5 protein-coding genes are annotated in these 13,070 nt (G+C 39.3%); 2 read left to right on the plus strand and 3 right to left on the minus strand.

The window, feature by feature from the left end:
* Positions 1 to 138: 138 nt before the first annotated feature.
* Positions 139 to 3,804: a hypothetical protein gene (locus HYU69_11690; protein ID MBI2270997.1), complete on the minus strand. Its 3,666-nt coding sequence runs from the start codon at positions 3,802 to 3,804 to the stop codon at positions 139 to 141.
* Positions 3,805 to 3,974: 170 nt separating this feature from the next.
* On the opposite strand from HYU69_11690, the gene HYU69_11695 reads away from it, so the two are divergent.
* Positions 3,975 to 5,486 carry a hypothetical protein gene (locus HYU69_11695; GenBank protein MBI2270998.1) on the plus strand — a complete coding sequence of 504 codons (1,512 nt, stop codon included), beginning with the start codon at positions 3,975 to 3,977 and terminating at the stop codon, positions 5,484 to 5,486.
* 65 nt (positions 5,487 to 5,551) lie between these two features.
* Here the strand turns inward: HYU69_11695 and HYU69_11700 are convergent, their stop codons facing one another.
* Complete coding sequence (locus tag HYU69_11700; protein MBI2270999.1) at positions 5,552 to 8,506, minus strand: SBBP repeat-containing protein; 2,955 nt, start codon at positions 8,504 to 8,506, stop codon at positions 5,552 to 5,554.
* Positions 8,507 to 8,714: 208 nt separating this feature from the next.
* Here HYU69_11700 and HYU69_11705 point away from each other — a divergent pair, with 208 nt between their 5' ends.
* The gene (locus HYU69_11705; protein MBI2271000.1) at positions 8,715 to 10,253 is read left to right on the plus strand and encodes a hypothetical protein; all 1,539 of its coding nucleotides are present in this window, start codon (positions 8,715 to 8,717) and stop codon (positions 10,251 to 10,253) included.
* 63 nt (positions 10,254 to 10,316) lie between these two features.
* Here the strand turns inward: HYU69_11705 and HYU69_11710 are convergent, their stop codons facing one another.
* Positions 10,317 to 13,061: a PKD domain-containing protein gene (locus HYU69_11710; protein ID MBI2271001.1), complete on the minus strand. Its 2,745-nt coding sequence runs from the start codon at positions 13,059 to 13,061 to the stop codon at positions 10,317 to 10,319.
* Positions 13,062 to 13,070: the final 9 nt, after the last annotated feature.

The following is a 13,070-nucleotide window of genomic DNA, read 5'->3' on the forward strand; positions in this document are numbered from 1 at the left end:
AGGGAAGGAGTGATGGGGACAATATGTTATCGTGGGTTCTGAATTTAAGTAAATGATATTAAGAACATTAAGAGGTTGTTTTAATTTCATAAATGTAATAAACAGATCGCCCCCAATGGATAAACAACGATGAACCGATCACGGCGCCGTCAGATTTACATTTATACTGCACTCATTTTTATCTTTAATATTTACAGTGTAAGCTCCCGGGCACATCTGACTCCTATACCTGTTAACATATCCATCCGGCCAGGAGTAGGAGTAGGGGCTTGTTCCGCCAGTGGCAGTTATCATTAACCATTCTTTGCATCCACATCCGCTGCAGCTCGCTGTACCTTTTGTAAATTGCCCGACTAGTGGAGGTGATGAAATTATTGTTGCCGTTGAGGTTGAAGAGCAGCCTTTACTGTCCCTTACAGTTACTGTATAATTACCGGCACTCAAACCTGAAACCGTTGAACCTGAAAGCCCTCCACTCCAGCTATAAGTATAAGGTGTACTGCCACTGTTAACGGATGCGGTTGCTGAGCCTGTCGAAGCACCGCTACAGGTTATATTAGTTGCAGTGGTGGTTATACTTACGGTCGGGTTAACTGTTACCGCTGCGGTTGAAGTGGAGGTATTTCCTCCGGTATCTTTTATAGTAACGGTGTAAGTAGTAGTGGAAATAGGACACGGATTAATACTTTGTGTTGTTGCTCCGTTACTCCATGTATAGGTATAAGGACTGGTGCCGCCGATACCGTTCGCATTTATTGTAGCACATGCGCCCATACATACAGAACTTCCGGTAGCGGTTACGGTAGGACCCGTACAGTTTAATATTATTATTGGCAAGGTTATCTGGTTTTTGCATCCTCCCGTAGTTACTTCGTGCGACATACTATATGTTCCGGCTGATAAAAATGCGTAAGAAATGTTTGCAGTGGAGCCAGAGTTGATAATGTATGGCATATTTGAATACCAGAGCTGGGGACCCGAAGAACCTGTTCGTGTAAAAGTTACAGTAGTTCCAGCGCAAACTGTATCATTCGGACTTATTGAAAATGACGCATTCGCGGCACTTGAGCTGGTTAAGGTAAATGTTTGTGTAGCAGAGCATCCGCTTACGTCTCTTACAGTCACAGTATAGCTTCCAGCTGCCGCCGCCGAAATATATGAACCTGTTTGTCCGTTGCTCCAGTTATAAGTGTACGGAGCAACACCGCTGCTGACATTAACCGAAGCACTGCCTGATACATTGCAACTGATATTTGTGCTGGATACATTTATTGATACCGGCGGGTCAATAATAGTTGATCTGATGGATGTGCATCCGTTTGCGTCAGTAACTGTAACCGAATAGATACCTATACTCAGCCCGCTAATCGTTTGAGCATTGATCCCGTTGCTCCACGAATAGAAATAGCCCGGTGTGCCATTCGTTGCTGTTGCAGAAGCGCTTCCGTTATTTCCCCCGCTACAACTTAAATTTTGTTTAGTCACAGTTAAACTTACACTACCGCTGTTCATTATTGTAAGAGTCTGAACAGAAATGCAGCCGCTGTTGTCTCTGACATTTACAGTATATGTACCGGCTTTTAGTCCGGTTGCGGTTGGTCCGGCTTGTCCGTTACTCCAGCTATATGTGTATGGCGCAATTCCTCCGGATGCAAAAGCTATTGCTGTTCCATTATTCAGATCACAGGTTGAGTTGGATGGATTTGCAGTTATCGAAACAGAACTTACTCCTCCGCCGATAATAACCGAATCTGTTTCTGTATTATTCAGGGCGCATGTGCCGGATCTTGACGCCGAAAATTTATATTTTCCGGGACATAAACCAGTAGCGTTTAGTGTCGTTTGCCCGTTACTCCACAAATAATTAAATCCGGTGGAGCAGCCGTTAATAGTTGCAGTGGCTGTCCCATTACAGGTACAGGCTGCGGCAGGAGTGGAGCTAAATGTTATATAGTCGTTAACGGAGACAAGATCTACCTGAGTAATAAACCCGTTTCCGCAGGCATAAAGCTTATTGTTGTTTCCAAATTTCACATCATAAACAGTGTTAGGCAATGGGAATGTATTTACAAGTGCAAGAGATGTGTTATATTGTTTAACAGACGATTGAACTCCTACATAAATATTGTCGAACATATCAGAAGATATTCCCGCCCATGAGAATAAAGGCGTTGTACCCGGAGTTAAGGTTGAGACCAAAGCTCCGGAATTTTTATTCCAACGCTTCATGGTCTGTCCATCATATGTATACAAATAGCAAGGGCTCGCATTCATTCCGTTAAAACCAACGGGCCTGTCACCCACATAAGTCGGAGTATAAAATACGATTGGACCAACCTCCTTAAAGGCATGTCCGCTATTAATAGCAAATGATGTAGGACTAAGGCTTGGGATAGGGCATTTTATCATTGTATTATTAAATGAGCCGGGGTTGATATTACTTAACGCCGCAAGCATATAACTAAAAGGATTCAGGGGATCAACAGCAAGTATGGCCATGTCATGATAAGAGTCGGTTGCTCCAAGTACATTCACAATATTTAACGATGCCATATTTGTATCAAGTATACCGGCCTGGTCAGTTCCGGATATTCCACCTCCGCCTATTACAATTCTTCCGGTACATACATCAAATTCAGATCTCCAGAATTCTCCCATATGAAAAAGGTTTACAGCAGAAGGAGTATGCGTTGCTACAAGGTTTCCCAATGTGTTAATTTTATAATGGGTAGGCCCGATCGCGGTTAAAATATAGCTGGTTCCTGATGTGGGGTCTAAAGCAAAATCGCCGTATTCTTCCTGCGCATACTGGCCACCAACCAGGGGTACATTGTATATCCACTGAACAACCCCTGCATTGTTTATTTTGCATAACTTAAAAGGGGTAAAAGATCCATAAACATAAATGTTGCCATTGTAATCATAATTTATATCAAAGGCTTTGTTGGTTCCCGCGAATACCGGAGTTTTTACCCAGGGGTCAATAATAGTTGTTTGTTGAATGTTGTTTGTTGTAAGGGACTGAACAGTTGACGTTTTAAGTTTGAACCCAACAGTATTACCATTCAATTCAAATGAAGATGGAATAGTTGCTCCATCGGCAAAAAAGCTAATAGGAGCATGGTCAATAAAGTCACCAAATTCACTTTTAATCACTATGTTATTTTCACTGTTTAATATTAATCCTTTAGTGTTATTGTACTGCATTTTAATATGCAAAGGGTCAGCGCCGGGGTGGAGAATAAGTGTGTATTTAATTCCGCCTTTTTCAGGGAGAATATATTCAACGTCTATATTTGGATATAGATCTTTGCATGTAATTTTTTTGCAGGCATTCGCCCTGATCGTTTTATTTGTTTCATCACTGTATGTATAATAAAACGACTGGATTGCTTCAGCTATAATCGTCGGAGATTGATTGGCTCCGATCCATTCCATATCAAGCGTTTGTGTTTTTTTAATTCCGGATTTTCGCAACTCATCCTCTTTTCCACGTCTTTCCAGTTTTTCTTTTTTTCTTTCACTGAATGTTGAGCTGGTTTCGCCGTGAACATAGGTTAATCCATTCCCTGTAAAATAAACATCTATTCCTCCAACGTTTGCACTATACAGAACTGCCTTATTTTTAACACCCGACTTGTTGTCAAATTGGCCTTTGTTCTCAATAAAAACAAATTGTTCAAATGGACTCGTGGTCCAGGAAGGAGAAATGCTTGATGAAGATGACCCGACTGATTGAGGCCAAACCGGATCTGCTAACAATAACAGCACTATTACAGAATGATAGAGTAGACCTATTCTCATACATTTTCCATATTTGATAATATCACGCATTGCTTTCAACTTTATAAAAATACTTATACCAGGTTTATAATACAATCTAATAATTATTTAAAATCGCTTTAGATATGATGTCTAAAATTGTAAATTTGATCACTATGTTGCATTAAAATGTTAACTTTCTATTTCGTGTCATGAAAACATCATCGTCAGATCTGCATTCATTGGTACATTCTTTAACAACCCGTGAAAAATCATTTATTGTCACTAAATTAAGACATAACAGGGACGATAGCTATAAGTTAAAGCTCTTTTCATTGGTCAATAAACAGAAGACATTTAATGAAAATAAGTTGTATGTTAAATTAAGGAGTGAATTGACACCGAAAAAATTTATTGATGTTAAAAATCGCCTTAGTTACACTATTTTATCATTGCTTGAAAACTATCATGCTCAAGACAAAGTGAATTATATACTTCAGAGCAGCCTCAGGCAGGCCGAGATATTGCAATCAAAGGAGCTTTATAAGATGGCCGGTAAAATACTTCATAAAGCGCAGAAACTGGCTATGGAGCAGGAGAAATTCGAATACCTTATGCTTATCAGGAGGATGATCGTGTTCGGTTATAGGATGAATCGTGACCTCGAAAAGCTGGAAGATCATATTCATAATAAGGAATATAAAAGACAGGATGAGATCATCGAAAATATCCGGAACGAAGAGGAATACCGCAGGCTTATGATCAGAACTGAATTATTGCTTTCGAAGGGGCATTCAATTGTACATTATAGATCAACAAAAAGAGATCTCGAAACATTGGCTGCCTCCGGGTATTTGACCGATCCGGTCAATGCAAAAACCATTTTGGGAAAACTCTATTTCCACTATGTGCTTGCTTCAATAGCCACTTTGCAGGGAAAAGGGAAAAAAGCATTGGCGACGAGAATGGCCTGGCTGAACTATTTAAAAAATAAAGCGACGGGGTGGGAGGTCTTCAATAAAGAATATCTGACAACTTTGGCTAATATTTCGGCTTCAGGAATTGCTGGTAAGGGAATGGAGTTGTATAAAAGGGCGAATAAATTTTTTTTTGCAATTCCTTCAAAAAAGAGAGCCGGACTTGAAATGATCCAGATTCATCATCTCTCAAATATTATATCCAATGTCCAACCGATAGAAGCAGTTGAGTTATATAAGGATGCTATTTCAATTATTGAGAAAAAAATAGATCACAGTACACGAATATTATTTTATATTAATATGACTATGGTTTTTTGTCAGATCAGCGATTTTCATTCCGCTATCAGGCTGTTGAACAAGATCATAAATTACAAAGGAATGGAACGAAAAAATGATGTACAGATACTGGCGAGAATCTTTTGTCTTATTTGTCATTATGAACTTGAGAATTATGATTTGTTGTTATCGTTACATAATTCCTTTTTCAGATGGATGATCCGGAACCATCCCCTGTTTAAAGTTGAAATTGAGATTATTTCAATGTTTAAAAAGATTCCTTTAAAGAGTGAAAGTAAAGAACAAAAAAAACAATTTTTTGTTGACATGCTGAATGTTCTAAAAAATCAAGCAAGCGGAAAGCCGGGACTTATTGGTAGTGACAAATTTTTTAATATTTGGCATGAAAGCAAAATCGAGGATCGTCCTTTCGCGGAAGTACTAAAGGAGAAAGCGAAAAATAGTTGAGGGTTTTAGTTGGTGGTTGGCAGTCTGTTTTTCCCAACAACTGACAACCAACAACAATTAACTAATCATGGCGCCGTCAGATTCAGATTTACACTACACCCATTTTTATCTTTAATATTTATAATATACGTTCCAGGACAAAGCTGATTTTTGTATCTGTTGGTATATCCATCCGGCCATAGGTAAGTGTATGGGCTTGTGCCGCCTGTGGCATTTACCAGTATCCATTCCTTGCATCCGCAGCCTGTGCAACTGGCTGTTCCTTTAGTGAATTGCCCTTCCAAATTGCATGTCACACATTGGGTTGTAGTAATATAACTGTATTTTGTTATACTATCTTTTTTACAAGCTGTTGTAAGCACCAGTTTAACATCATGGGTACCCATACCGGAAAAAGTAACAGTTGGTTTTACGGAATCTGAAACTGCAGGGCTGCCGCCGGTAAATGTCCAATGAAACTTATATCCTGTGGTATCGCAGGAGTTGGCTATAGAAGGTGTAAATTTTATCGGCGCATTACTGCATACACTCATAGTACTCGCAGTGTAGTCTAACCCAAGCACCTTGCTTTCGCAAATATTAATACATAACTTATCCATAAAAGCATCCCACGTTCCTCCATAGGCTGTTTGGAACGCGCCTGAACTTACCGGATATCCGCCATAAGTAGAGCCGGTAATGTATAATGAATTACCATAAATGGCAATTGCACCACAACCATTGCTTAACGTTGTAAATTCATAGTCATCATGTCCTGAACCACCGATGTAAGTTATACAGCGTTGGTTTCCGCCAGGATCGTATTTTGCTATAAATCCATCTTCCACTCCTCCAAAATTTGGTTGATAGGCACATGAACTTATAGGATAGTTACCAGCATCTGTATCCTCAAATTCTCCATAAACATATATATTATCGTTTCCATCAGCAGCAAGGCCAATAGGAATTTCCCAGTTACTTCCGCCCAAATAAGTTCCCCACAGGCGCGTACCTGTTGCGTTAAATTTAACAAGAGCCATGTCTCCCATTGAAACTGATCCGGCATAAACCTGTTGGTAGGCGCCAACTGTTGCAATGGCATTTCCTGTATTTGAAGAAAATGTATTTAACCCTAAAAGTACGTTGCCGGAAAAATCAGTTGCTATTACTGTCCTCCAGTCTCCGTCAGAAGCAGATCCACCATAATATGTTGACCATGTCGGAAAACCAGTTACTGGATTAAGGCGACAAAGAAAAGCATCCACGCCTCCGCCTATAGCCGGCTGCGATGCCATAAGTACAGGGAAATTAACAGAATTTGTTACACCACAAACATATATGTTATTTGCAAAATCAACTGTTATCCCAGAAGCAAAGTCAGATAGTGTGCCACCGTAAAAAGTCGACCATTGGCGAATGCCTGCATTATTAAATTTAACAATAAAAGCATCTCCTCCGAGATTTGCAATTACAGGCTGATAGGCCGACTGAATTGGAAAATTGGACGAACGAGCATTGCCTGTAAATATAATATTGTTATTCCCATCGGTAATTATATCAGCACCACCGTCATAATTGCTACCACCATAATAAGTGGACCAGATTAAAATTCCTGCCGCTGAAAACTTCGCTACAAAAGCAGTATAATTTGCGACACCAATTGGCGTAAAATTTATAGCCTGCATAAATGCTCCTCCCCACACTTTAGTTGGGAAATTGCCGGAATGTGTATTTCCGGTAATATAAATATCGTTATTGCCATCGGCATCAATACCGTATGCCTGATCATCATAAGTACCTCCTATATAAGAGGCAAAAACAGGAACTCCTGCCGGGTTCATTTTTACAATAAAAGCATCCGATTTACCCCCCAAAACTGCCTGAAAGGCGCCAGCCTGAACCGGAAAATTCAACGACTTCGTAAACCCGGAGAAAATAGGATTACCAATGTTATCTGTTGTTACAGAAACACCCTGTTCTATATCATTCCCGCCATAATAGGTAATCCACATAGCAGGGTCAATAATTAGAGCGTAATCCTCGTTGTAGGCTCCAAGTAGAAAACTTACTTCGTAAGATTTGAAATGATGTGGTTGTTGTCCAGCCTCTTCATTCATGGTTGCTGCATTGGAGAGAGAGGTAAGTTTATATTCAGTTTTTATGTCTATTATTTGACCATTTATGATTTGGTATACCCTGGGAATAGATTCGTAAAATTCATTGACACTTGTTTTAATTTTTAACCTGCCTGCCGTCGCCCGGTTCTCGTTATGGAAGCCAGGTTTTCCCTGCCCATCCGGCAGGTGGACATCCTCAATTGTTAATTCCTCTGCACCTTTCCAGTGTAAAGCTATTTGATTTGGATCTGCATGTGGCTGCACGATGATGTCGTATTTTATTCCGGAATTTTTATTGCCATAATAACTTACATCAATATTGTTGTAAATATTTTTGCAGGTTACTTTGTTGTATTGGTGTACGTTGGTAATACCTTGCGGACAATGGGCATAATAATAATTGTTGTATCCTTCTGATTCATCTTCGACTGTTGTAGTATAATTAATGTTGCAGTTTGCAAAGTCCATATCTATACGATGCACATTTACCTTTGTCTTTTGTAGTAACTCCTGTTTTTTGTTTTGTTGGATAACTTCAGAAACATTTCCGGCATTTCCCAATTCTTCTACTTGCTCATTTACTTCGTGCATTACTTCACCCATATTGCTGTATACATAGCTTATGCCGGTTTTGCGCAGGTAAATATCAGCTCCTCCACTATCGCCTTTGTATAATACCTCCAAAGCCGGTTTGCCATTCATATTGGCTACCTGTCCTTTGTTTGGGGTAAAAGCAATCCCGTTTCCTTTAAGCGATTGGAGGTTTGCCTGCCCGGCGTACCCGTCTGGGATTTTAGGCTCAGGGGGATTTCCATGCCCCTTAATATTCTGGGCAGAGCAAGAACCCATGAATAGCATAACCATTAAAGGGCTGAATGTCCTTTTTACGATACCTATTCTGCTTTTATACCGTGGTTTTATCATTTGTTCTATCGCGTTTATGTACTGTAGAAACGAAACCTTTCCGAAAAAAAATAAATGACTTCTTTCTATGGGAATGAAATATTAATAAAATTATGCTTGATTGTTAAAAATTAAAAAACTAATTTACCAGAAAAGTAAAAGTCTACCCAATAATAAATAGATATATTTTACATAAATATTTTAAATTAAGCATAATAATATAGATAAAATGAAAAAGTCCAGTAATAATACGGATAAACTTTTTGAACTTATAAAATCACTTTCAAAAACTGAAAAGAGATATTTTAAGTTGATGGTTTCGCCCCATAAAGGGGAAAAAAGTTATCTATTGCTTTTTAATACTATTAGTTTGCAAAAAAGGTATAATGAAGAAAAATTGAAAGCAGATTTATCCAGTAAAATTGCACCTGAAAGCATACGGATATATAAAAAATATTTGTACGACCTGATCATCAAGTCTTTGGATAGCTATCATGGTAAGTCTGCATGGCCATCCAAACAGTGTGCGGATATTTTAGGAGCAATAGAAATTTTATATCGAAGAAAATTGTATTCGCATTGTAACGCTTTGCTTAAAAAAGCTGAGAAGCTGGCTTCTGATGCCGAGGATTATCCTTCTTTAATGAAAATTATGGACTGGAAAAGAATATTAATGCCATACGAGCCTTTGAGAAATAATATTGAAAGCTATATGCGTCTTGAGAAAGTGCTGGAGAATCTGGCTTTGACTTATACGCTTTTTATCAAATATAATTTTCGACACATACAATTATACTTTTTATCACAAAAAAAATTCTTTCACAGGGGATCGGGAAAATCCCTGAGTAAGATAAAAGAAATAACATCCATGCTCCCACCGCCGGGACAAATTGACAAAATGCCCGGTGGCTTACAGAGAGCCATTTTGGAATGTTATTCCATGTATTACCAATATACCCGGAACTGGAAGCAATTATATATTGCACGAAAAAAATTGCTTGAAATTGAAAGAGAAAGGTATAAAGTGAAGATGATATCGCAAGATACGTTATCTAAAAGTTTGTATAATTTTCTCGTATATGCTGTTTACATGAACTATTTTGGGGAGGATTTTGAAAATGCCCTGGAAGAGTATGCCCTTCTTATGGAAAACGATGAAAAGAAAAAGCACACAACACTTATGTTTAAGTTGGCAAAATGCACATCTCTTGTTTTAACTGACGATGCAAAAGTGATACTAATAGAATACGAAAGGGTTGTCCGGGAATTACAGGAGCAAAAAGAATACGAAAACACAGGGGTATATGGTTTGTTTTTCAATATATATTTTATACTCGGGGATTATTCACAAGCTTTAATATGGGTTAATAAGCTGATGAATGAGTCGATGAAAGATTCCCGCATAGATCGCCTCGGTATGGGAAAATTGCTCCTGATTGTCGTCCATTACGAGAAACAGAATATGGACATGTTGGAAAGTCTTATCCGTTCTTCTGAAAGGTTCATGAAAAAGAAAGGAGTATTTTATGAATTCGAAAGGGTGTTTTTATCGTTTTTTAGGAGGGGTCTTTATATAAAAGGCCAAACAAAAGAGAACAAAGGGACGTTCATCGAGCTCAGGAAAAAACTACAGAAAATATTGACAAAAAGCAACGACAATTTTATTTTAGAGTATTTTGATTTTATTTCATGGTTGGAAAGTAAAATAGAGAACCGCCCCTTTGCAGATGTAGTGAAGGGGAAAAGCGAAAGGAGGGGTGGTTCTTAATTGTTGGTTGTAAGTGTAGCATCTTATTTTCCCAACAACCGACAACAAACAACGATTAACCGATCAGGGCACTACCAGATTAACATTCACACTACATCCGTTCTTATCTTTAATATTTATGTTGTAAGTCCCCGGGCAAAGTTGATTTTTATATCTATTGGTATATCCGTCGGGCCAGGAATAACTGTATGGGCCTGTGCCGCCTGTTGCAGTTACCATTATCCATTCCTTGCAACCGCAGCCTGTGCAATTGGTTGTTCCTTTTGTAAATTGGCCTGTTAAATTACATGCGGTACATTGAGTAGTAGTAATATAATTGTTTATTGTAATACTATCTTTTTTGCAAATTGTTGTTACAACTAATTTAACATCGTGAGTGCCGACACCGGAAAATGTAACAGTAGGTTTTACGGAATCCGAACTTGCCGGGTTACCACCAGCAAATGTCCATTGAAATTTATATCCTGTGGTATCACAGGAGTTGGTGACGGAAGGTGTGAAAATAACCGGGGCATTCGTACATAAATTGGTATTACTGGCAGTATAATCTAAGCCAAGTACCTTGGCTTCACAAAGATTAATACATAGTTTATCAATAAAAGCATCTGTACTTCCGCTATATACTGTTTGAAAAGCACCGGCAGTTACCGGATACCCACCATTTGTATAACCGGTAATGTATAAATCATTTCCATATATGGCTATTGGACCTGGTCCAAGTTCTATCTCGTCCTCTGTTGTACCACCTAAATATGTTATACATTTTTGCTTCCCGTTAGAATCATATTTTGCTATAAATTGATCCTCCAATATTCCAGAAGGTTCTCCTCCACTATTTGTTTGGTAAGCACAGGTACTGATAGGGTAATTACCCACATCCTGATCCTCAAAATCTCCACAGGCATATATGTTGCCCTTTCCATCTATTGCACAGCCCATTATCCATTCTTTACTATTACCTCCCATGTACGTTCCCCATTGCCTTACTCCTGCATTATTAAATTTTACTATAAAGGCATCAAGCGGGCCTCCTGCAAAAGCAATCTGTTGGGCACCAGCAGTAGCAATGTTAGTTGCGGAAGCTGTTGCTCCGGCTAAAATGCAATTGCCCGAAGCATCTACAGCTATGGCGGAGCCAAACTCAATTGCAGATCCTCCATAATACGTAGACCAAATGGGAAAACCAGTTGCGGGATTTAATTTGGCGGCAAAAGCATCTCCGCCTCCACCATAACCTGGCTGATGAGCAAGTAATATAGGGAAGTTTGCTTCAGCGTAACCACAAATAAAAATAACATTGCTATTATCAACGGCAACCCCACAGATTTCCTCTTCGTTTGGGCTCCCATAATAAGTTGCCCATTGTCTTATCCCGACGCTGTTAAACTTAACAATATATCCATCATACAAAGCACCTGCAAAAGCAGCCTGGTATGGTGCCATTGTTGGAAAATTAGTAGAATTTGTATAACCTGTTATTATAATGCTGGATGTATTGTCGGCTACTATTGCATGTCCAACATCACTGCTGTTGCCCCCATAATAAGTAGACCAGGTAAGAAATCCGGCGGGAGTAAATTTTACAATAAATGCATCATCTTGTGCTCCTTTTGCCGATTGAAAATATGCCCCTCCTCCCGGGCCTAACAGGGGAAAATTAATGGAATAGGTCCAACCGGTCAAAATAATATTGTTGGCACCATCAGCGTCTACGCCTTTACCGCAGTCTCCGGCACTTCCTCCTAAATAAGTAGCATAACTAAGTACTCCTGCTGAAGTCATTTTTACAATAAATGCATCTGACGATCCTGCTAAAGCTATTTGAGAAGCACCAATGCTTATTGGAAAGTTTAGAGAATACGTTTGGCCACTAAAGATCACATTACCTAAATTATCGGTACAAACAGACAAACCTGCATCATAATTATTACCACCGTAATAACTTAGCCATGGGTCTATAATGAGGGGGTAAAAGGTATTCCATGTTCCAAGTTCAAAGTTCACCGTTGTGCCATGTAAAATGTACCGAGCTTCCACATCAATAATTTTTCCATTTATGTTTTGGTAAACTTTGGGTAGGGTTTCGGTAAATTCGTTTATGCCGGTTTTAATTACCAAAGCCCCTTCATGGTTTATGCTTATGTGATCTGCTCCTTTCCAGCGAAGTTTGATTTGGTCGGGGTCGGCGTGGGGGTGTACGATGAGGTCGTACTTGATGCCATTTTGTTTGTCTCCGTAATAAGCAATGTCAATACCCTCGTAAATATTTTTGTAGGTTACCTTGTTGTATTGTTTTACGTTTAATACGCCGTTGGGGCAATGGCCGTAGTAGTAGTTATTGTAGCCTTCCAGTTCCTCTTCGTTAATGGTTTGTATGTATTTGTTACAGCTTTCAAATTCCATGTCCACGCGGTGCAGCTTTATCCGTGCTTTGCGCATGAGTTCTTCTTTCAGCTCTTTTTCTTCCTGTTCCGTTATTTCTCCGGCTTTCTCTTTTTCCTCCACCTGTTCTTCTATTTCGTGCATCACTTGGTTCATGTTGCTTAGCACGTAGCTTAGGCCTGTTTTGCGAAGGTATATGTCGGCTCCGGGTGTTTCACTCTTATACAATACCTCGGGGCAGGGTTTGCCGTTCCTATCGGCTATTTGTCCTTTGTTGAGGGTAAAGCTCATGCCGGAACCCCGAAGTGAGTGCGGGTTGGCTGTTGCCAGCGAAACAGCTTGTGGATTTTGCGCATGGTAATTGGGAACTCCAAAAGCAATTAAGATAGCGCTTGCACAAAAACGAATGAGGATTATTTTATTCATGTTGTTTGT

The organism is Bacteroidota bacterium, assembly GCA_016183775.1.
In the GTDB taxonomy this organism is placed as follows: domain Bacteria; phylum Bacteroidota; class Bacteroidia; order JABDFU01; family JABDFU01; genus JABDFU01.